15 protein-coding genes are annotated in these 22,514 nt (G+C 33.5%); 6 read left to right on the top strand and 9 right to left on the bottom strand.

Features of this window, described 5'->3' with window-relative positions; all coding sequences use genetic code 11:
- Positions 1–76 precede the first annotated feature (76 nt).
- The 8 genes from EV143_RS19245 to EV143_RS19210 form a co-directional block, all read right to left on the bottom strand.
- Positions 77–808 (bottom strand): DUF2490 domain-containing protein, encoded by a 732-nt coding sequence (locus tag EV143_RS19245; RefSeq protein WP_133509557.1) that lies wholly within the window; start codon positions 806–808, stop codon positions 77–79.
- A 169-nt stretch (positions 809–977) separates the two neighbouring features.
- The gene (locus EV143_RS19240; RefSeq protein ID WP_133509556.1) at positions 978–3,524 is read right to left on the bottom strand and encodes a TonB-dependent receptor; all 2,547 of its coding nucleotides are present in this window, start codon (positions 3,522–3,524) and stop codon (positions 978–980) included.
- Positions 3,525–3,772: 248 nt separating this feature from the next.
- A complete protein-coding gene (locus tag EV143_RS19235; RefSeq protein WP_133509555.1) occupies positions 3,773–4,186 on the bottom strand; it encodes an RrF2 family transcriptional regulator in 414 nt (137 codons plus the stop codon).
- A gap of 109 nt (positions 4,187–4,295) precedes the next feature.
- Positions 4,296–5,135, bottom strand: a complete 840-nt coding sequence (locus EV143_RS19230) for a TPM domain-containing protein (RefSeq protein WP_133509554.1) — start codon at positions 5,133–5,135, stop codon at positions 4,296–4,298.
- A 3-nt stretch (positions 5,136–5,138) separates the two neighbouring features.
- The gene (locus EV143_RS19225) at positions 5,139–5,576 is read right to left on the bottom strand and encodes a TPM domain-containing protein (RefSeq protein ID WP_133509553.1); all 438 of its coding nucleotides are present in this window, start codon (positions 5,574–5,576) and stop codon (positions 5,139–5,141) included.
- A gap of 90 nt (positions 5,577–5,666) precedes the next feature.
- Entirely contained in the window at positions 5,667–6,248 is a 582-nt protein-coding gene (locus EV143_RS19220; protein WP_133509552.1) for a LemA family protein, read from the bottom strand.
- A 43-nt stretch (positions 6,249–6,291) separates the two neighbouring features.
- Positions 6,292–6,624 (bottom strand): MerR family transcriptional regulator, encoded by a 333-nt coding sequence (locus tag EV143_RS19215; protein WP_059115957.1) that lies wholly within the window; start codon positions 6,622–6,624, stop codon positions 6,292–6,294.
- 47 nt (positions 6,625–6,671) lie between these two features.
- On the bottom strand, positions 6,672–7,649 hold the full coding sequence (locus EV143_RS19210; protein WP_133509551.1) for a M23 family metallopeptidase: 978 nt from the start codon (positions 7,647–7,649) through the stop codon (positions 6,672–6,674).
- Between the two features lie 221 nt (positions 7,650–7,870).
- Here EV143_RS19210 and alaS point away from each other — a divergent pair, with 221 nt between their 5' ends.
- Both alaS and EV143_RS19200 read left to right on the top strand, forming a co-directional pair.
- Entirely contained in the window at positions 7,871–10,507 is a 2,637-nt protein-coding gene (gene alaS / locus EV143_RS19205; protein WP_133509550.1) for an alanine--tRNA ligase, read from the top strand.
- Positions 10,508–10,625: 118 nt separating this feature from the next.
- A complete protein-coding gene (locus EV143_RS19200) occupies positions 10,626–11,003 on the top strand; it encodes a GxxExxY protein (protein ID WP_133509549.1) in 378 nt (125 codons plus the stop codon).
- A 91-nt stretch (positions 11,004–11,094) separates the two neighbouring features.
- Here the strand turns inward: EV143_RS19200 and EV143_RS19195 are convergent, their stop codons facing one another.
- Positions 11,095–12,840, bottom strand: a complete 1,746-nt coding sequence (locus EV143_RS19195; RefSeq protein WP_133509548.1) for an ABC transporter ATP-binding protein — start codon at positions 12,838–12,840, stop codon at positions 11,095–11,097.
- Positions 12,841–12,988: 148 nt separating this feature from the next.
- Between EV143_RS19195 and EV143_RS19190 the strand changes: the two genes are divergently transcribed.
- From EV143_RS19190 to tamL, 4 genes are all read left to right on the top strand, one after another.
- Entirely contained in the window at positions 12,989–13,780 is a 792-nt protein-coding gene (locus EV143_RS19190; RefSeq protein ID WP_133509547.1) for a hypothetical protein, read from the top strand.
- 93 nt (positions 13,781–13,873) lie between these two features.
- Positions 13,874–14,809, top strand: coding sequence for a GSCFA domain-containing protein (locus EV143_RS19185; protein WP_133509546.1), 936 nt, complete (start codon positions 13,874–13,876; stop codon positions 14,807–14,809).
- Positions 14,810–15,082: 273 nt separating this feature from the next.
- Entirely contained in the window at positions 15,083–20,179 is a 5,097-nt protein-coding gene (locus EV143_RS19180; protein ID WP_133509545.1) for a translocation/assembly module TamB domain-containing protein, read from the top strand.
- The gene (tamL, locus tag EV143_RS19175) at positions 20,163–22,478 is read left to right on the top strand and encodes a translocation and assembly module lipoprotein TamL (RefSeq protein ID WP_133509544.1); all 2,316 of its coding nucleotides are present in this window, start codon (positions 20,163–20,165) and stop codon (positions 22,476–22,478) included. The genes EV143_RS19180 and tamL overlap by 17 nt, the downstream gene beginning before the upstream one ends.
- Positions 22,479–22,514: the final 36 nt, after the last annotated feature.

The raw sequence follows: 22,514 nt of genomic DNA, 5'->3' as shown, positions 1-22,514 counted from the left end.
TTTAAGGTTCAAAGGGACAAAGGCTCAAAGTTGCAAAGATTTATAAAGACGCACAGCAGTGCGTCTTTTTTTTTGCTTACAATTTCCTGTCGATTCTGTGATACACTGTAAATCGTATAATGTCTCTGTCGTAAAAATCAATGCCGCTGGCACGTCTTTGAAAACTTTTTAAGTAACCTAGTTCTACTCCTAGATTTGGATTGAAATGATAACGTAATGCGGCGTAAATTCGGTTTTGATCGAAAGTATTTCTCTTATTGTCCTTTCCGAAATTGAATAAAATTTCATCAGAAATAGTTCCTTTTAAACTTCGTTTTTCTTTTTCCCAAAGAGTAAATGTCGACTGTAATCGGTATCTAAACCGAAAGGCAAAGGAATATTTATCTAATAATTCCAGCTTACTGGCTTTTTGAATAAAACGTTCTTCAAGCTGAAAACGGTTGTGAAAGGTAATTTTCGCAATATCATTTATAAGTGTCAAATCTTGTTGCATTCGATATTCGGGAATAGAATAATCAGGATCAGCATTAGGGTCTTGCGTATTAACGTTAAAGTAGGCAAATCCACCGCCCAGATCTATAATTTTGTTGGCTCTGTATCGGCCTTGAACTCTTACAACAAATAAATTTTGGTGAATGGGATTTAAAAAGCTACGATTGTCAATTTCAGAATGAATTGCCCATTTTTGGGTTATAGGGAAAATATTATAGTACCGAATCCAGATTAGCGTTTGCTGATCCGTTTTTGTCTGGGCTGATAAAAAAGGACTTATAAAGCCTAAAAAAAATAGCAATTGAATAATTTTCATCTAATCTGTATAATTCAGGCTGCGAATATATACAAATGAGAAAGGATATATAGAAAACACTATTGATTTTAAATTTGGTTTTACTTCAAATTTGTTATTTTGTTCCAATAAAAAAACGAGGTAAGCTTAAAAGCTACCTCGTTCCATGTATTTAGAATCAACTATTGGATTATAATGAATATTTTAAAGTAATTCCATATGTTCTTTGATCTCCAAGTACACCCGCATATTGACCGGAGTTTCCTCCTGCAGGCAATAATTGCTCATAGTAATGTTTGTTTAAAAGGTTACGTCCCCAAAAATGAACAGATAAACCTTGCGAGGCACGGAAACCTAAACGTGCGTTGAAAAGAGCATAACCATCTACTACTAAATATTTTGAAGCAGAAGGACTAGATGAAAATTCAGAACGGGCATAAGAATCAATTCCTAAGAAAACCTTTCCTTTATTTCCAAAAAATTTCGCATCATCAGAAAGTTCACCTCCTAAAGATCCTGCCCATCTTGAAGCGCCAGGCAATTCAGATCCGGAAACGTCTTTAAAAGATACCGGTGCTCCTGTTTCTTCTAGCGGAAGTGGTGCATTTGTGAATTTTTCATAAATTGCATCTGTATAAGTTACAGCACCATTTATCGTTAAATGTGAACTTACAACAAAACTTGCATCTAATTCAACACCCTGTACACGAACTTTATCAGCATTGGCAAGATAGCCACGGTTTACACCCAATTCAGCAGCCTGAACGTTAGTTTGAAAATCTTTAATGTCTGTTCTAAAAGCAGCAATATTGAAGATCGAATTTTTGAAAGGAGAAGTTTTTACTCCAACCTCAAAATGATTTACTTTTTCAGGTTTAATAACTGCAAGATCTAATAACGGAGCACCTTTAGAATCTGTTGGAAGACCTGCAACGTTTACACCAACGGGTTTGTAACTTTTTGCATAAGTTCCATAAGCGTTGATTTTATCATTTGCTTTAAAAGTAACTGTTATGTTTCCGGAAAAGTCAGTATTATCAGTACTTGAATCAAAAGCCTGATCGGAATAAACTAGTTTTTTTAAAGCCAATAATGCAGGATCGGTAGTTTGTAAACCTCCGTATGTTGTACGTGCATAATGCGCATCTTTTTTATCGAAATTATATCTTAAACCCGGTAAAACGTGCAACCAGTCTGTAATTGCCCAGTCAATCTGACCAAATACTGCCGCGCTCGAGGCTCTGATTCTTGCATCAGTCTTGATTCCGTATCCTTCAAAAAGGCCTGGAGTTTTCCATAAATTGCTTGTTGTACTTTGAGCAAATCTCCACTGTGCATTTCCAGATTCTTCAGTACCATCTGTTTGTGATGTTTGATCAATGAAAAATACACCAACAACACCGCTAATTTTTGAAGTTAACTGTCCTGCATAGCGCACTTCTTGCGTAATTTGAGTTTGTCTTGTTGGGTTTTGAGATTTTGCCAATACTTGTAAACCTGTAAAATCTCTGTCATTTGATGGATCCCAGTTCCAAAAACGCCAGGCTGTTGTTGAAGTAAGAGTTCCGGCTCCAATTTTTGTATCAATATTTAAAGAAAGACCTCCCATATCCTGATTAGAACGCCATGGAGTGTCTTGATCAATTTTACGATCAAATGCATTCTGGCTTGGTAGCTGATAATTTAAATCTTTAATGATAGCATCAAATTGGCGATAAGCTGCTCTTTGCGTTGGAGCAACGCCTGCAACAACCTGAGCATATCCGTCAGGACGTTGGGTTGTAATATCTGCAGCAAATATAATGTCAGTGTTTGTTGTCGGAGTCCAAAGCAATTGACCTCTAATTCCTTGATTGTTTAATGTATTAGTTGCTCTTCCTGTTGCAACATTATCAATTAAACCATCACGTTGTGTACCGGAAAAAGATAATCTACCAGCTACTTTTTTACCTAAAGCTCCAGTAACAGAAGCTTTTGCCTGCAAAAAAGAATAATTACCGTAACTTACTTCAAAATCTGCTCCAGAATTAAAACTTGGTTTACGGGTTGTAATGTTAAAAGCTCCTGATGTAGTGTTTTTACCAAACAAAGATCCTTGTGGTCCGCGTAATACCTCGATTTGTTCTACATCGATAAAATCCAGCGTTGTTGCAGCCGGGCGTGCATAATAAACACCATCAACATAAAAACCAACTCCAGGATCGATCCCGTCATTTGTAAGTCCGAAAGGCGAACCTAAGCTTCGAATATTAATACCTGTATTTCTTGGGTTTGATGAATAAAGTTGAACAGAAGGAACTAATTCTTTGATTCTGTTCACGTTAAAAGCACCTGTTTGTTCTGCTTGCTTTCCTGTAATAACAGAAATCGCAATAGGCACATCTTGAACTTTTTCGATACGACGTCTGGAAGAAACAACCACTTCTACAAGTGCATTTTCTTCATTTATAGTAATTAGCAAAGGGCTTGTTGGTAAAGCTGTAATTTCTATTTCTGTAGTTTTATAGCCTACATATTGCACTAAAAGCGTTATAGGAAGCTTTCCTTTAGAATCAATTGAAAATTTTCCGCTCGGATCAGTACTTGTGCTTAAGGTTGTTCCTTTTATCACAACGTTTGCTGCTTCTAAGGGGATATTTTCATTTGTTGTAACAACACCTTCAATGTTTTGGGCGAATGAGATAGAGAAAGTTAAAACAGATAATAGTGTAAATATATTTTTTATAGAATTTTTCATTTTTAATAGTAATTATATGTGATTAGTAGAATTTAAATTAAAATTTTTTTTACCACCACATACACATTATAAATGAATTGTTTTTCACAGTTGTGAATTGATTATTTTTTTGCAAAAGATTTTTTGATACACCTAGTGGACTGAAATGTACTTTCATGGTTACAATTTTTGTAAATGGTTTGTTAATTATTTTTTGCAAATATATAATATAAATTCTATCGATTTACTAGGAATTAGAAAATATTTTTTTATTTCGACACTAATGAGGCTATAGTAATGCCTTCCATTGCATTAAGAGTTTTGTCTCTTATAAGAAGTAAACCGTGACGCAGACTGCATTCAGACTCGGTTTTGCAATCGGAGCAAGGTTCGTAAAAGTTTAAAGATGCACAAGGTAAAAGTGCAATTGCACCATCGAATAAACGGTGAATTTCTGCCAAAGTAATATCGTTTTTAGATTTTATCAGATAATAACCGCCAAATTTTCCTTGCTTGCTGCTCACAAAACGACCACGTTTTAGATCTAATAAAATTTGCTCTAAAAACTTTTTAGGTATATTGGCGCCATCAGCAATTTCTATAGTTTTAGAAATGTGATTTTCGTCTTGTTCTGCTAAATAAAGTAAGGCCTTAAGGGCGTATTTTGCTTTATGTGATAACATCTATTTTTGAATTATGAATTGTAAATTATGAATTATAAATTTTTAAACTAAATTTATTTACGGATGAACGTGAAACCTGAAACAAGAAAAACCTGAAACAAAAGATTTCCTACCAGCCTCCGCTAGAACCCCCACCAGAGAATCCGCCTCCGCCAAATCCTCCACCGAAGCCACCGCCTCCGCCGCCAAAACCACCTCCAGATGATCCGCCGCCAAAACCTCCAAATCCGCCTCCGCTGCTTCTGCCAAGACTACTTAAAAGAATAACATCCATTAGACTAGGGCCACCGCCACTATTGCCTGAATTTCCTCCGCCTCCTCTTTTATTTCGGGAGATTAAAATTATAACAATTACAATTATAACAATAAATGGCAATATCGGAAAATCTTTTCCTTTAAATTGTTGTTTGCGTTCGCCTTTAAATTTTCCTTTAAAAACATCAATTATAGCGTCAGTTCCTTTATCAAGTCCGTTGTAAAAACTTCCGGCTTTAAATTCGGGAATAATAATATTTCTAATTATTGTTCCGCCAATACCTGCAGTTAATCGATCTTCAACACCGTAACCGGGATTGATGGCAATTTTCTTTTCGTTTTTGGCTAATAAAATAATTACACCGTTATCATCTTGCTTGGTTCCTCCAACTCCCCAGGTTTGTCCCCATTTTGTAGCTAGCTGACTTACGTCTTCACCTTTTAAACTTTCAATTGTAATAACTACAATTTGTGTCGTAGTTGAATCTGAATAACGAACCAGTTTTTCTTCTAATTGGCTTTTTTCAGCAGCGCTTAAAACATTCGCATAATCATAAACCGAAGTTTGAAAACTAGGTTTTTCAGGAATTGTAAATTGTGCAAAGATACCGTTACAGGTAAAAAATGCTAATAACAAAAAGGTAAACTGAAAAATTCCTTTGGAATTTGAGATTTTGTTTGGGAAAATTTTCATTATTTATCCTTTTGAGATTTCGTTAGATAATTCGTTTGTGTCCTCTTCAGACCAAGGGAAATATTTTTTCAATTGTTCGCCGGCGTTCAAAATGCCATCAACAATGCCTTGTTTAAAATTTCCTAATTTAAATTGTTCTGTCATTGCATCTTTGGTACAATCCCAAAAATCATCAGCCACAGCATCATTTATTCCTTTATCGCCACAAATGGCAAAGGTTTTATCTTCGACAGCAAAGTAAAATAAAACACCATTTTGTAATTGGGTTTCATCCATTTTTAATTCATGAAAAAGTTCTAAAGCCCTTTCAAGAGGAGCTTTAGAACTTGTTTTTTCTATATGTACTCTAATTTCGCCAGAAGTATTTTTTTCGGCCACGCGAATCGCTTCAACAATGATTAATTCTTCTTCTTTGGATAAAAAATCTTCTACTTGTGACATTGGAGTTATTTTAGATATTAGATAATTAGATGTTAGATTACTAGACTAGATCTTAGATTCTAAGAAGTCAAATAATCTAAAAATCTAAATTTAGAATTTTACTTCAACTGGTTTGTCAGCGCCCGTAACAGCTTCAAAATATGGTTTTTCTTTGTAATCTAAGAACCATTTGTTTGGTATAGAAAGAATATAACCATTGTATTCCTGAACTGTTTCATTAAAACGAGTTCTTGCTGTTAAAATCTGATTTTCTGTACTTGCCAATTCATCTTGTAATTTCAGGAAGTTTTCATTAGCCTTTAATGTTGGATATTGCTCTACAGATACCAATAATCTTGATAAAGAAGAAGATACCCCGCTTTGAGCCTGGTTAAACTGAGCCAATTGTTCCGGAGTTACATTGCTTGGGTCAATTGTGACTGCTGTAGCTTTTGCACGAGCTTCGATTACAGCTGTTAAAGTTGATTTTTCAAAATCTGCAGCACCTTTTACAGTATTTACTAAATTTCCAATAAGATCATTTCTTCTTTGGTAAGCTGTTTGCACATTTCCCCATTCTTTATTAACTGCCTGATTGTATTTTAAACCGGTATTTTTAATTCCAATTGACCAAAAAGCAATAATTGCAATTAATACTACAATAATTCCTACAGGGATTAACCACTTTTTCATATCTGTTTTGATTTAAGTTTATTTTAATGATTTAATAAATATATTATAATTCGTTTTTGATTTCGTTTAATTGTGTTTTTATGGTCTCTAATTTACGTATTATTTCGAATTTATCTAATGTTTTCTTTTGTCCTTCCTTCAAATGTGTTCTGGCTCCGTCAAGCGTAAAACCTCTTTCTTTAACTAAATGATAAATTAATTGAAGGTTTGTAATATCATCAGGCGTAAACATTCGGTTACCTTTAGCATTCTTTTTAGGTTTCAAAATGTCAAATTCGCTATCCCAAAATCGGATTAAAGATGCATTGACATTAAATGCCCTGGCAACTTCGCCAATGCTGTAATATCGTTTATCTTTAGAAAGCTCAATATGCATGATTTTTATTTTTCTTATTTATTTCAAAATTACTACTTTTTATAGTATTAATCTAATGACTGATTTTCCTGGTTGGCCAAGTGCGAAATTGCCACATATTCGACTGCCGAAATATTTCCGTAATAAAAATTAAGAGGATTCACGACTTTTCCGTCTTTATGCACTTCATAATGGCAATGCGGCCCTTCAGATCTTCCTGTGCTTCCCACATAACCAATAACATCACCGCGTTTGACATGTTGTCCCGCTCTGCAATTGTATTTGCTTAAATGCGCGTACAAACTCTCGTATCCAAAACCATGCCTGATGACAACATGATTTCCAAATCCGGAAGCCGCAGCGTCTGCTCTTGCAACAACACCATCACCGGTAGCGTACACTGGAGAGCCTGAGGGTGCAGTAAAGTCCATTCCGTTGTGCATTTTTCGCACTTTCGTGAAAGGATCAATTCTATATCCAAAGCCTGACGCGACACGTTTTAAATTTTCATTTCGAACTGGCTGAATGGCAGGAATGGCTAATAACAAACTTCCTTTTGCACTGGCCAATTTCAAAATTTCATCTAATGATTTCGATTGAATAGCCAATTGTTTCGATAACTTATCAATTCGTTTTGTAGTATTTAAAACTAATTGCGAATTGTTATAACCTTCTAAATCCTTATATCTTTCCAGATCTTTAAAACCTGATTTTCGAATAGAATCCGGAATTTCGGCTTTATTAAAATAAACTCTGTAAATATTATTATCCCTGTCTTCTAATGCTTCGGTTACATCATCAATTTCGTCCAGTTTTTTATTCAAAATTGAATATTGCAATTTTAGATTTTCCATTTCACGTGTTAGTAAACGATCTTTTGGAGTTTCAAAATACGGCGTATTAATTAAAAGTATAAAAACTAGAAATCCAAACAGTGCCGAAGCCAGCAAAAACAGTAAAGCGTAACCGATTTTGATTCTTTTTCTGGTTTTTATTTTTGTATAAGCCAGATTTTCTGAGTCGTAATAATATTTTACTTTCGCCATATTTTAAAATACCCTATTTTTGCAGCTTGTAAAATAGTTTGTCGAACAAATTTAATAAATGTTTCAAATGTTCACAGCTTTTTTTCCAAGAATAAAAACAATTAGATAATTAGATAACGGGGCAATTAGGCGATTAATTATATTTTTTTTAATAAGATTTTCTAACTGGCACATTTTCAAATTATCACATTTTCAAATTGACACATTTTTCTAATTAAAATATGAAATCACAAGACGTACGTAAACAATTTTTAGACTTTTTTCAAAGCAACGGACATTTAATTGTTCCTTCAGCTCCCATCGTTCTTAAAGACGATCCAACTCTTATGTTCAATAACTCGGGAATGGCCCAGTTTAAAGAATATTTTTTAGGAAACGGAACACCAAAAAGTAAAAGAATAGCCGATACGCAAAAATGTCTTCGTGTTTCAGGAAAACATAATGACCTTGAAGATGTAGGTTTTGACACATATCATCATACGATGTTTGAGATGCTTGGAAACTGGTCTTTTGGAGATTATTTCAAAAAAGAAGCGATCAATTGGGCTTGGCAGCTTTTGACAGAAGTTTATAAAATTCCAAAAGAAAACCTTTATGTTTCTGTTTTTGAAGGAAGCAAAGAAGATAACGTTCCGTTTGATCAGGAAGCTTGGGATATCTGGAAAACACTAATCGATGAAGACCGAATTATCCTTGGAAACAAAAAAGATAATTTCTGGGAAATGGGCGACCAGGGACCATGCGGACCATGTTCTGAAATTCACGTTGATTTACGTCCGGAATCTGAAAAAGCTTTAGTTTCAGGAAAAAGTCTGGTAAATAATGATCACCCGCAAGTTGTTGAAATCTGGAATAATGTATTCATGGAATTCAACCGTAAAGCTGACGGATCTTTAGAAAAACTTCCTGCACAACACGTTGATACCGGAATGGGATTTGAGCGTTTGTGTATGGCATTGCAAGGAAAAACATCAAATTATGATACTGACGTTTTTACTCCGCTTATCGAGAAAGTGGAACAAATTACAGGTTTAAAATATACGTCTGATGAAGTTAAAAACATCAGCGAAGAACAAAATAAAACGAACATAGCAATTCGTGTTGTTGTAGATCACGTTCGTGCGGTTGCTTTTGCAATTGCAGACGGACAATTACCATCAAACACTGGAGCAGGTTACGTAATTCGTAGAATTTTGCGTCGTGCTATTCGCTACGGATTTACATTTTTAGGTACAAAAGAACCTTTTATCAATAAATTGGTAGAAGTTTTGGCAAACCAAATGGGAGAATTTTTCCCGGAAATCAAATCACAGCAACAATTGGTTACGAATGTAATTCGTGAAGAAGAGGCTTCTTTTTTAAGAACTCTTGATCAGGGATTACAATTATTAGATAATGTAATTGCACAAACTAGTGGCTCAGAAGTTTCTGGGGCAAAAGCATTTGAATTGTATGATACTTTTGGTTTTCCGAAAGATTTGACGGCTTTGATCTTGAAAGAAAAAGGAATGTCTTTAAATGAAACAGAATTTGATGCCTCAATGCAGGAACAAAAAAATCGTTCACGCGCTGCATCAGAGGTTTCTACAGAAGATTGGTCGGTTTTGATTCCAGGAAATGTGGAAACTTTTGTTGGATACGATCAAGTGGAAAATGAGGTAAAGATTACAAGAATTCGTAAAGTAGATTCTAAAAAAGACGGAATTCTATACCAAATCGTTTTAGACAATACACCGTTTTATCCGGAAGGTGGAGGACAAGTTGGTGATAAAGGAACTTTGGTTTCAGCAAACGAAACGATCGAAATTATCGATACTAAAAAAGAAAACAATTTGATTTTGCATTTTGCAAAACAATTGCCAGAAAATATTGAAGCTGGTTTTACAGCAAAAGTAAATACCGATTTAAGAAGTTCAACTTCTAAAAATCACTCTGCTACGCACTTGATGCATTTGGCTTTGAGAAACCTTCTTGGAACTCATGTAGAGCAAAAAGGTTCATTGGTAAATCCAAACTATTTGCGTTTTGACTTTTCGCATTTTTCTAAAGTTTCAGATGAAGAATTACATCAGGTTGAAGCTAGTGTAAATGCACAAATTGAAGCACAATTGCAATTAGTAGAGCACAGAAATATTCCGATTAAAGAGGCATTAGATAAAGGTGCAATGGCTTTATTTGGAGAGAAATACGGAGATAATGTTCGTATGATTGAATTTGGTGACAGTAAGGAACTTTGCGGTGGAATTCATGTAAAAAACACGGCAGAAATCTGGCATTTCAAAATTATTTCTGAAGGTGCAGTGGCGGCTGGAATTCGTCGTATTGAAGCGATTACGGGTGCTGCAGTAAAAGATTTCTACCAAAATCAGGAAAATACTTTATCTGAAATAAAAGAAACATTAAAAAATCCGCAGGATATTTTAAAATCAGTAGCTTCTTTACAAGATGATAATGCTAAGTTGAAAAAACAAATAGAGCAATTATTAAAAGAAAAAGTGGGTGCTTTAAAATCAGAATTAGAGAAAGATTTTCAAGAAGTAAACGGCGTAAATTTCCTTGCAAAACAAGTAGATTTAAGCATGGCATCTACTAAAGATTTGGCTTCTGCTTTAGGAAGCTCAAAAGCTGATTCATTTGTGTTTTTAGCTTCTGTCGAAGATGGATTACCAAATATTCATTGTTATATCTCAAAAGAATTAGTTGCAAGCAAAAGCTTAAATGCAAATGCAGTTATTAAAGAATTAGGAAAATATATTGAAGGAAATGGAGGAGGGCAGCCTTTCTTCGCTTCTGGAAAAGGTAAAAATGCCAGCGGAATTGCTGAGGCTTTGGCTCACGCAATCGAGTTTGTGAAGTAGCAAATGTTTTTAATCTCGCAAAGACGCAGAGTCGCAAAGTTTTTTTAAAGCTTTGCGACTTTTTTATTAAATTAATTTAAATGTAAGTTTTTTCCTTAATTTTGAAAGAAAAAACAAAATGACAGAAAATGAAATTTCAGCTGTTGTAGTTGATGTTTGTTATAAAATACATGTGAAGCTTGGACCAGGATTATTGGAATCAGTATATGAGGCAATATTATTTCATGAGTTAACTAAGAGAGGGTTATTTGTGGAAAGACAGAAACAATTGCCCGTTCTTTGGGATGGAATTAAACTAGATATCGGATTTAGATCAGATTTGATAATCGAGAATAAAGTTATTTTAGAGATAAAATCAATTGAGCAAATTACAGACATTCATGCTAAACAAGTTTTGACTTATCTTAAAATCACAAAAATGAAATTAGGTTTACTAATAAACTTTAATGTACCAATCATTAAATTTGGAATCAAAAGAATTGTGTGTAATCTCTAGCTTTTTAAACTTAAAAAAGTCTTTAAAAAGCAGAGTCGCAAAGCATAAAAAAACTTTGCGACTCTGCGTCTTTGCGAGATTAAAAACAGGCCTACTTACGCTCCCCAATTTGTTGACGCCACATCGCGTAATACAAACCTTTTTCAACTATTAACTCTTCGTGTTTTCCTTGCTCAATAATTTTCCCTTGTTCTAGAACAAATATTTTATCAGCATGCATAACGGTAGATAATCTATGTGCAATTAAAACCGTGATTCTGTTCTTGTCAGATATATTTCTAATCGTTGCATTAATTTCTTCTTCGGTAATAGAATCCAAAGCAGAAGTTGCCTCATCAAAAATCAATAGATTTGGATTTCTTAAAATAGCACGAGCGATTGATAAACGTTGTTTTTCTCCGCCGGAAACTTTAATTCCGCCTTCACCAATGGTTGTATTTAATCCGTCTTCGGCGCGTTTTAATAACTTCTCACAACTAGCTCTTTTTAAAGCATCATAAACCTCTTCATCAGTTGCGTTAGGTTTTACAAACAATAAATTTTCCCGAATCGTTCCCGAGAATAATTGTGCATCTTGTGTTACAAATCCTAATTGTTTTCTTAAATCTAATAAATCAATTTCTGTAGAATCGATTTCATTATAAAGCACCTGGCCTTCAGCCGGCGTATATAATCCAACTAATAATTTTACCAAAGTTGTTTTTCCTGAACCAGACGGACCAACAAAAGCAACAGTTTGGCCTTGTTTAATTTCAAAATTAATATTTTCAACCGCTTTAAATTTAGCCGTTTTGTGCTGGAAACTCACATTAGAAAATAATAAAGACTGAATAGCTCCAACATGTTTTGGAGTTTTTGGGCGAAATTCTTTTGGAGCGCTTAATAAGGTTTTAAAATTCTCCATTGAAACTTTCGTTTCATTAAGAGCAATAATAAAATTCCCTAATTCCTGTAAAGGTCCAAAAATGAAAAAAGTAAAGAAAACCATCGTTAGTAAATCACCAACAATAATTTTTTGTCCAAACAAGAAATAATATAAAGTAAAAACAACGCAGGTTCTTAAAAAGTGAACGGTTGTTCCCTGAATAAAACTCAAACTTCTTATAAAACGAATTTTTTCTAATTCAAGCTGTAGAATTTTAAAGGTATTTAAATTCAGACGTTTTTCTTCCTGATACGTTAATCCAAGACTTTTTACAAGTTCAATATTTCTTAAACTTTCGGTTGTAGAACCGGCAAGTGCATTGGTTTGATTTACAATTTTTCTCGAAACAATTTTTATTTTTTTACCCAAATAAGAACTGATTACAGCAATAATTGGTGCTGTAATTAAAAAGATAATCGAAATGCGATAATCGATTCGGGCAACATAAACAATTACGAATATGAATCCGATAATGGTTTGAAAAATTAAAGAAATCGAAAGTGTAATTAATTTTTCAGAATCAGAACGAACTTTGGTCAGTTTGCTCAAAGTTTCGCCGCTTCGCTGATCTTCGAATTCGGCATAAGGCAAATCAAGCGATTTTTTAATTCCGTCAGTATACATTTGCGCACCAGTTCGCTGAATCACAACATTAGTGAAATAATCCTGAAAGTTTTTGGTAATTCTTGAAATCATTGCAGCGCCAAGTGAAAGCCCGAGCCAGAATGATAAGGATTTAATAAAACCAATTTCATTTCCTGCATATTTGTGTAATCCAACACCACAATCCTGCATTAATTTACCGGTAATAATAGAGTCTGATAAGCTGAAACAGATATTGATTGCAGCCATAATCAAAGCAAAAAACAAAAGCATTTTATGTTTGATTATATAAGAATATAGTAATTTCATATATAGAGTATAATAAAAAATAGAAGATGCAAAAGTAGTGAATAGTTTGTGTTTGTGAAGTTGCTAATATGTATTAAAAATGTTAATTATTTTTATTTTTCCTTTTTGATTTAAACATATATTTGTCGCATCATAAAATACAACAGATATGAAAAATTTTTTATTGCTTCTTAGCATTTTAATGCTGGTTATAACTTCATGTTCTAACGACGAAAATTCTTCATCTTCAGAAGATAACTCAATTTTGCCCAAAACAATCACTTATATTTATCCTTATTTAGAATTGGGTTCCAATCGGGTAAGTACTTTAAATTATGATGGAAATAAAATTGTAAGTATTGATGAAGGTGGTTCAAGAATAAAATTTACATATGATGGTGATTTTATTGTAAAGCAAGAACATTTTATGACCAATAATGAGGGAACACAGGCTATAGATAATGAGATTTCATATAGTTATGAAAATGGAAAAATGAAGACGAGAATCTTTAAAGAAGGTATTACTAAAGAATATCCTGATGGACAATATATCGTAAAGATAGTTTATACTCATAATTCTAATGAGCTAATTTCCTTTGTGAACTATTCGATCAACAAAGACACAAAAGCGGAAAGTAAATATTCCCAAGGTATTTTGACTTATAAAGATGGAAATCTTGTAAAAGGACAAGAAACGACTGGCTCTTCAGTATCAACAAGAGTTTATGAATATGATGCTAAAAATAATCCTCTTAAAAATATTACAGGCTTTAATTTATTGTTAAATGAAACAGCATTTTCTAATAGTAATGTTATTAAGATTAGCCGAACTGAAACAGAATTTCCTAATCCTGTTACTTATTTAAATAACCACATTTATAACGACAAAAACTATCCGACCAAAAGTACTTCACTATCGAGTGGTGGATCAATTGAGTATGAAATAGAATATACATATTAGTATTATTACAATTATATTTTAAAACCAAATACTTCAGTATTTGGTTTTTTTATTGATGAAAATTCGTGAAATTCGTGTTTAAATAAAAAAGCCATGCAATTCAGAACCCTAATTCCAATTTCTAAAACAAACAATCCAATCGATTATAATTCGAAAGTATTGTCATTTGGTTCTTGTTTTGCAGAAAATATGGCTGATAAGTTCGACTATTTTAAATTTCAGAATGAAACAAATCCATTCGGAATACTATTCAATCCGGTTTCGATTGATAAAGTAATTGAAAGAACAGTTCGGGAAGAATTATTTACAGAGAAAGATGTTTTTTTCTATAACGAACGCTGGCATTCTTTCGAAACGCATTCAGATTTAAGCAATGCCGACAGACAGGAACTACTAGAAACATTGAATAAAGGTATTGAAGTAACAAACAAGCAACTAAAAGAAGCTACACACATAATTATCACTTACGGAACTTCCTGGATTTATAGAAATATCGAAAGTAACAATATCGTTGCCAATTGTCATAAAGTACCTCAAAAGCAATTCTCAAAAGAATTATTATCGGTTGATGTAATTCAGAAAAGCATTCAAAATACCATAGATTTAATTCAGACCCTAAATCCGAATATTAGTTTCATTTTTACTGTTTCTCCAGTTCGCCACCTAAAAGATGGCTTTACAGAAAATCAATTAAGCAAATCGCATTTATTTACAGCTTTGCAATCCAATCTAAAATCTGAATACTTTCCTTCCTATGAAATCATGATGGATGAACTTCGTGATTATCGTTTTTATGCCGAAGATATGCTGCATCCCAATCAGGTAGCAATCGATTATATCTGGCAAAGATTCAGTGAAAATTATATTTCGCAAGACAGTGTTTCAACAATGCAGGAAGTAGAAGAAATTCAAAAAAGCCTGCGTCATCGAAGCTTTAATCCCGAATCAGAACAGCATCAAAAATTCTTAGCAAAACTTCAGCAAAAAATAAATCTTTTAAAAGAAAAATTACCGCATATAAAGTTTTAAATTTTCTTAATAACTCTTTGTCTTAGTGAATTTTCCATCATTTCAGCTTATAAAAACTGCGCATTACTTTGCGTAAAAATTCAAGGAATTTGAGGTGAAATAAGCGTAAAACTGACTCAAATCAAAAGTAAGAAATTAACTATTGGGCAGTGTAATTTTAGAATAATTGCTTGTAATTATGTAAATTGTTAAAACTTAAATTTTAGAATTTTGTAGACTGTATAATTACAGCCATTTATAACGCAATTTTAATTTAACGTGTTTTGCTGACATATGAATAAGAAACCCATTCATTTTCTTAAAAAAACACTACGTATACTACTTTGGTGCGTGGGTTCTATCATCGCACTTTTATTACTTATAATTATTCTAATTCAGGTTCCGTCAATTCAGAATTATGCTAAAGATAAGGCGGTTATCTATCTTCAGAATAAAATAAAAACTAAAGTTTCGTTAGATCATATTTCAATAAAATTTCCAAAAGATGTAGTTCTTGAAGGTTTTTATTTTGAAGATCAAAAAAAAGATACTTTATTGGCCGGTAAACGTTTAGTCGTTGATGTTGACTTGTTTAAGCTTGTAAGCAGCGAACTCGAAATTAATTCAATTGCACTTGAAAACGTAAAAGCAAATATTTATAGAAATAAAGAGGGCGTTTTCAATTTCGATTATATCATAAAAGCTTTTGAATCAAAAGAACCAAAAGTTGAAGATCCGGATAGTAAACCTTTCAAAATATCAGTTGTAAATGTAAATCTCGATAATATAGATTTTAATTTTAAAGATGATTTTGCGAAAAATGATGTAAAAGTAAAATTGACACATTTTGACACCAACTTCAACAAATTCGATCTGGATAAAATGGATTTCGATATTCCGAATATTAATTTAAACGGACTGAAATTGGTTTTAGATCAGGATGCTGTCGAAAAAATTGCAGAAGTTTCTGTTAAAACCGTCGACACCATTTCTAAAAGAAAAGACTTCAAATTAAAATTAGATAAAATCAGTTTGTCAAAAATTGATATTTCGTATGATAATAAAGATTCGAAATTAGATTCAGGAATAAAACTGGGCAATTTAGATTTAGAAGTAAATGAAATCGATCTCAATAAACAGCTTTTAGATTTTGATTCTTTCCAATTAAAAAACCTGAAAGGAAACTTACGTTTAGGAGCAAAAGACAAACAAATAAAAGCGCCGAGTTTAGATTCAACTTCCATAAAACAATCGGGATGGAAAGTAAAACTGAACAATGTTAGTATTCAAAACATAGCTTTCAAATTTGACGATATGCAATCAGCTCCAACTCAAAAAGGAATAGATTACAGTCATTTAGATTTAAGCAAATTCAATCTTAATGCAGAGAAATTATATTACGGAAACGATACGATTTCGGGAAATATAAAATCGCTTGCCGCCAATGAAAAACGCGGATTAGAGATTCAGTCTTTAAAAACTAATTTGTTTTACGGACCAAAAAATGCATCTCTCGAAAATTTATATGTAAGAACGCCTCAAACGCTTTTGCAGGATAAAATAACGTTAAAATATGCATCTCTTGCTGCTTTGAAAAAAGACATCGCTAATCTTGGTATAGATGCCAATTTAAAAGATTCAAAAGTTGGTTTTAAAGACATCTTGCTTTTTGCGCCGGATTTACAAAAAACAAATCCGTTTAAAGGAAATCAAAATGCGATTTTGTATTTGAGTACGCGCCTAAACGGAAAAATAAAAGACCTGAATATTCCGTTGTTCGAAATGAGCGGAATAGGAACTACAAGAGTTTCCCTTTCGGGGAAAATTACCGGTTTGCCCGATGCCAAAAAAGCATATTATGATTTAGATATCAGGAAACTTTCAAGCACTTCAAAAGATGTTTATTCTTTTGTGCCGGCCGGAACAATTCCGAAAAACATTCAATTGCCTTCTCAATTTAATTTAGTTGGAAAATTTAAAGGTTCTGTTCAGAATTTCAAAACCAATTTAGCTTTAAACAGCAGTTTTGGAAATGCAAAAGTTGATGCTTTATTTGACCAGCGCGTTAAGAAAAGAGAAAAATACGATGCAACAGTTTATTTGCTTGATTTCGATTTAGGAAAATTAATCAAAAACGATTCCATCGGAAAAATTACGCTAAAAGCGAAAGTAAGAGGGAAAGGTTTAGACCCGAAAACCGCACAGGCAAATCTGGACGGAATTGTTCAGAAAGCAGTCTTCAATAAATATACATATAGAGATTTAACTTTAAAAGGAAATATCGAAAACGGATCATTTGCTGTAAAATCCGGAATGAAAGACCCGAATTTAAATTTCAATTTAGTGGCCAGCGGAAATACGAAAGACAAATATCCGTCCGTAAAATTAAAATTAAACCTTGATATTGCTGATTTAGAAAAGCTGAATTTGCACGCGGGACCAATGAAATTGCGTGGAAATATCGATGCCGATGTTGCGAATAGTAATCCGGATTTTTTAAACGGAAAAGTATTTCTTTCGAATATTCAGATTTTGAAGGATGCAGAACCAATTGTTTTAGATTCGGTTCGTGTAATTGCTTTTTCAGACAATACCAGAAACAATATCAAAATATCATCTCAGTTTTTAAAAGCCGAAGTTGATGGAAAATACAAATTGACAACATTAGTAGCGGCAATAAAAAAATCATTGTCAAAATACATTGATTTAAAAAATCCGAAAGTAAATGGAGAATCAGATGAGCAAAGATTAGCTTTTACATTAACCGTTGATAACGATCCGATTCTGTTTAAACTAATTCCGAAACTGACAGGTTTTGAGCCAATTAAAATTACAGGGAAATACAATAATGTTGCTGATTCTTTAGAAATTAAAGGAACGATTCCGAGAATTACTTACGGAAATAATACGATTGCAGATGGAAAAATTAACATCGAAGCCAAAGGAAATGCATTAGAATATTTAGTTTCTGTTGCTACAATCGAAAGCGGTTCTATAAAAGTTCCGTTTACGAGTTTATCCGGTAAAGTCGAAAATAATAATCTGACTTATGCGCTTGAAGTTCAAGATTCCAAACAAAAACAGCAATATTATATTGCAGGTGTATTTAAAGCAGAAGATTCTAAAAACATCTTAAAAATTGATGCGGAGAATTTCGTTTTAAATTATGATAAATGGAGTATTGATCCTGAAAATGTAGTTGAATTTGGCGATAAACGACTTTATATCAATAAATTTTATTTGGATAATGCCGGAAATCAATTAAAGATTCAGTCGCAGGGAACCCAGAATAATGCGCCGCTGCAAGTTGATTTTGTGAATTTTAAAATTGAGACCATTATGAATATGGTCAAAAAAGATAAATTGTTAATGCAGGGTTTGATCAACGGAAACGCCGTGGTTGAAAATGTAATGACAAGCCCCATTTTTACATCAGATTTGAAAATAGATGATTTTGCTTTTAGAGGCGAACCTGTTGGTGATATTGCCATAAAAGTTGATAATAAATCGAACAATTCTCTGGCAGCAAATGTTACGCTAAGCGGAGAAGGAAATGATGTTAACGTAAATGGAACCTACCAAATTAAGGGCGGAAATTTAGATTTTAATGTTGATATCAATAAGTTGAGCATCAAAAGCATTCAGGGCTTTACAATGGGAAATATTACGGAAGGAACCGGAGATCTTTCAGGAAATTTTAAAATTACCGGAAACGCAAGCGCACCAAAAGTAGTGGGCGAATTAAATTTTAATAATACAGGATTTAGAGTTACGCAACTGAACTCTTATTTTAAGACAGATCAGGAAAAAATCACCTTTAATAATGATGTAATTACGTTTGATAAGTTTACACTTAATGATGAAAACGACAACGAATTATATGTAGACGGAACGATACAATCTCCTGATTTTAAAAATTATAATTTTGGATTAACGGTTGTTGCCAACGATTTTAGAGCCATACATTCTAAAGCCGCAGACAACGATTTGTTTTACGGAGATTTATTTTTAGACACCAAACTAAACATAAAAGGAACACTTGAAAGTCCGGTTATTGGCGGAAATATCAAAATAAACGAAGAAACGAAATTCTCCGTTGTTTTGCCACAATCAGATCCTTCAATAGCTGACAGAGAAGGAATTGTAGAATTTGTTGATGAAGATAATTTGTACCTGAAACAAACTGTCGAGATGCAGAAAAAACTCAATCAATCTGAGTTAAAAGGAATGGATGTGAGTGTTGATATTACGATTGATAAAGCGGCAGAACTTACTTTGGTTATCGATAAAGGAAATGGAGATTACCTGAATCTTAAAGGAGAAGCGCAACTTACAGGTGGAATTGATCCTTCGGGAAAAACAACTTTAACGGGTAAATACGAATTTTCAGAAGGAGCTTATGAAATGAACTTCAATATGATCCGTAGAAAATTTGATATTCAAAAAGGAAGTTATATCATCTGGAACGGTGAACCAACAATGGCGACTTTAAACATAACAGCGATTTATAAAGTAGAAACTGCTCCAATTGATTTATTAGGAAATCAATTAGCCGTAAGTCCTACAATTCGAAATACATACAAACAAAAAATTCCGTTTCAAACGCATTTGAAAATGAAAGGCGAATTGCTAAAACCGGAAATCTCATTTGATATTGTGCTTCCTGACGGGAATTATGATGTTTCATCAGATATCGTATCGGCTTCGCAGGCAAAACTGGAACAATTGCGACAAGATCCTGCGGAATTAAACAAACAGGTTTTTGCTCTTTTATTATTGAACCGATTTATTGGTGAAAATCCGTTTGCAAGTGAAAGCGGCGGAACAAGTGCAGAATCATTGGCCAGACAAAGTGTGAGCAAAATATTGTCACAGCAGCTTAACGACCTTGCAGGAGAATTAGTAAAAGGTGTTGAATTAGAATTTGATTTAGAATCTACCGATGATTATACGTCAGGAACAAGAGAAAACAGAACCGATTTGAATGTTGGTGTTTCTAAAAAATTGCTTGACGACAGATTAAAAGTTACGGTAGGAAGTAGTTTTGGTGTAGAAGGGCAGGAACGCGCCAACGAAGAAAGTACCAATATTGCCGGCGACGTAGCATTAGACTATCAACTTACAAAAGACGGCCGATATATGGTTCGTGCCTATCGTAAAAACGAATATCAGGTTGCGGTCGAAGGTCAGGTGGTAGAAACCGGAGTTGCCTTTATTATTACAATGAGTTACAATAAATTCCGAGAACTTTTTCACCGCAGTGCCGCAGAAAAAGAAATGCTAAAAGAAGAAAAATTGCGTAAGGAAAAAAAGAAACTCAAAGAAAGAGAAGCAAAAGAAAAAGAAGAAAATCAAGAAGAACAAGTTGTTGGAAATGAGCAAAAAACATAATATAATGGGAAACAGATATATAAAATACTTTATAGTGCTATCCTTGTTTTTTGTTTTTGGATGCAGCAATACTAAATATTTGCCTGAAGGTGATTTATTATACGTAGGATCTTCTGTAACGATAAAGGATTCTATTATAAAAAAGAAGGAACGAAAAGCACTGGAGAAAGAATTAAAAGATTTGTTGCGTCCTAAACCCAACAAACAAATTCTTGGCTTGAGACCAAAATTATGGATTTATAATATTGCGGGAGAACCAAAAAAAGAAAAAGGAATCAGATATTGGTTGCGCAATAAAGTGGGCGAAGAACCAGTACTTTTCAGCAAAGTCGATTTAGATTATAATGCATCCGTGCTACGAAATTTCACAGAAAATCGCGGTTATTTTAAAGTTCGTGTAAGCGCAGATTCGACCGCAAAAAATAAAAGAGCGACGGCAGAATATACCGTTCAGCCCAAAAAGCAATATAAAATTAAAGATGTAAAATTTCCGGAAGATTCATCGGCATTAGGAAAAGCAATTGCAAGAACAAGCCGCAGAAGTTTATTAAAACCGGGAAATCCATACGATCTGGATGTTATAAAAGCAGAACGCGAACGTATAGATGCAAGGCTGAAGGAAAAAGGATATTATTACTTTAATCCGGATTATATTCTCGCACAAGTCGACAGCTCAAAAGGTGATTATGAGGTAAATATCAGATTAAAAATAAAAGATGAAACACCTGAAAAAGCCAAAATCGCCTATAAAATAGATAAGATTATTGTGTACCCTAATTTTTCGATTTCGAAAGACAGCGTTAAATATAATAAGGAAGACATCGTACAATACAAAGATTTTACGATTATTGATACCGCAAATACGTTTAATCCGAGAGTTTTTGACAGAACAATTTATTTTAAAAAAGGAGATTTATATAACCGAAAAGATCATAATCTTACTTTAAACCGATTTGTAAATCTAGGAACATTCAACTTTGTAAAAAATGAATTCAAACCATCAGACAGTTTAAAAAACACGCTAGATTCTTATTACTATTTAACGCTTTTGCCTAAAAAGTTTATTCGTGTTGAGGTTTTAGGAAAAACCAATTCCGCAAGTTATACCGGAACAGAAATAAATGTAAACTGGAACAACCGAAATTTATTTCGTGGTGCCGAATTATTAACCGTTTCTGTTTTTGGCGGAGCCGATTTTCAGCTTTCCGGAACCAATAACGGAAAAAACATTTATAAGCTTGGAGCAGAAACCAGTTTGACCTGGCCAAGATTTATTGCGCCGTTTAAAATTGCAGGTTCAAGCGAATTTGTACCAAGAACAAAAGCAACGCTTCGATACGAATTTCAGAATCGAACACAACTTTATGCGTTGAATTCGTTTAATGCATCGTTTGGTTATTTATGGAAAGAGAACGCCCGTAAAGAACATCAATTGAATATTGTAGACATAACCTATGTAAGTCCAAATAATGTTACAGAAGAATATTTGCAAGATATTAAGGATGATCCTGCATTAGGAAAAGTAATCGAAAAACAATTAATTTTTGGTCCAACGTATCAGTATACGTATACGAATACGATGCAAAAGCGTCGAAAAAATACGTTTTATTTTAATGGAGAAATTGATCTGGCTGGAAATATAACCGGATTAGCAACTGGAGCAAACGTTAAGGAAGGCAATCAAAAAACTATTTTTGATGTTCCGTTTAGCCAATATGTAAAAGTGAAAGCGGATTTCAGGCATTATTTGAAATTGAGTAAAGAAAGCGAATTAGCAAGCAGAATTATTTTGGGAGTCGGAATTCCGTACGGAAATTCAAGTTCGCTGCCAACATCAAAACAATTTGTAGTAGGAGGAACCAATAGTATTCGTGCCTTTAGAGCTAGAACACTCGGACCGGGAAGTTATCTTAATGTTCCAACTGTTAACTCCTATTTACCGGATCAATCGGGAGATTTAAAACTAGAATTCAATACAGAATATCGGGCAAAACTTTTTAGCATTGTAAGAGGAGCATTGTTTGTGGATGCCGGAAATATTTGGCTTATGAATGAAGATCCAAATAAGGCAGGTGCCAAAATTTCTAAAGATTTCATGAAAGAAATTGCAGTTGGAGCCGGTGCCGGATTACGTTTTGATTTGTCATTCCTTATTTTAAGAACCGATTTAGCATTCCCTTTAAGGAAACCCTATTTGCCGGAAGGCGACAGATGGGTAATTGATGATATCGATTTTGGAAGCGGACCGTGGAGAAAAGAAAATCTAATTCTTAATATTGCTATCGGATATCCATTTTAAGGATAAAATTCCAAAAGGAAATTTCAAATTCCAAAC

The sequence above is a fragment of the Flavobacterium chryseum genome (assembly GCF_004362015.1).
Lineage (GTDB): Bacteria > Bacteroidota > Bacteroidia > Flavobacteriales > Flavobacteriaceae > Flavobacterium.
Note: the sequence above shows the minus strand (reverse complement) of the source record. Positions and strands in the feature narration are given on the sequence as shown.

What these genes read in the sequence shown, in the direction of transcription:
- EV143_RS19245 (WP_133509557.1), bottom strand. Translation starts at nt 808, where the DNA reads ATGAAAATTATTCAATTGCTATTTTTTTTAGGCTTTATAAGTCCTTTT.
- EV143_RS19240 (WP_133509556.1), bottom strand. Translation starts at nt 3,524, where the DNA reads ATGAAAAATTCTATAAAAAATATATTTACACTATTATCTGTTTTAACT.
- EV143_RS19235 (WP_133509555.1), bottom strand. Translation starts at nt 4,186, where the DNA reads ATGTTATCACATAAAGCAAAATACGCCCTTAAGGCCTTACTTTATTTA.
- EV143_RS19230 (WP_133509554.1), bottom strand. Translation starts at nt 5,135, where the DNA reads ATGAAAATTTTCCCAAACAAAATCTCAAATTCCAAAGGAATTTTTCAG.
- EV143_RS19225 (WP_133509553.1), bottom strand. Translation starts at nt 5,576, where the DNA reads ATGTCACAAGTAGAAGATTTTTTATCCAAAGAAGAAGAATTAATCATT.
- EV143_RS19220 (WP_133509552.1), bottom strand. Translation starts at nt 6,248, where the DNA reads ATGAAAAAGTGGTTAATCCCTGTAGGAATTATTGTAGTATTAATTGCA.
- EV143_RS19215 (WP_059115957.1), bottom strand. Translation starts at nt 6,624, where the DNA reads ATGCATATTGAGCTTTCTAAAGATAAACGATATTACAGCATTGGCGAA.
- EV143_RS19210 (WP_133509551.1), bottom strand. Translation starts at nt 7,649, where the DNA reads ATGGCGAAAGTAAAATATTATTACGACTCAGAAAATCTGGCTTATACA.
- alaS (WP_133509550.1), top strand. Translation starts at nt 7,871, where the DNA reads ATGAAATCACAAGACGTACGTAAACAATTTTTAGACTTTTTTCAAAGC.
- EV143_RS19200 (WP_133509549.1), top strand. Translation starts at nt 10,626, where the DNA reads ATGACAGAAAATGAAATTTCAGCTGTTGTAGTTGATGTTTGTTATAAA.
- EV143_RS19195 (WP_133509548.1), bottom strand. Translation starts at nt 12,840, where the DNA reads ATGAAATTACTATATTCTTATATAATCAAACATAAAATGCTTTTGTTT.
- EV143_RS19190 (WP_133509547.1), top strand. Translation starts at nt 12,989, where the DNA reads ATGAAAAATTTTTTATTGCTTCTTAGCATTTTAATGCTGGTTATAACT.
- EV143_RS19185 (WP_133509546.1), top strand. Translation starts at nt 13,874, where the DNA reads ATGCAATTCAGAACCCTAATTCCAATTTCTAAAACAAACAATCCAATC.
- EV143_RS19180 (WP_133509545.1), top strand. Translation starts at nt 15,083, where the DNA reads ATGAATAAGAAACCCATTCATTTTCTTAAAAAAACACTACGTATACTA.
- tamL (WP_133509544.1), top strand. Translation starts at nt 20,163, where the DNA reads ATGAGCAAAAAACATAATATAATGGGAAACAGATATATAAAATACTTT.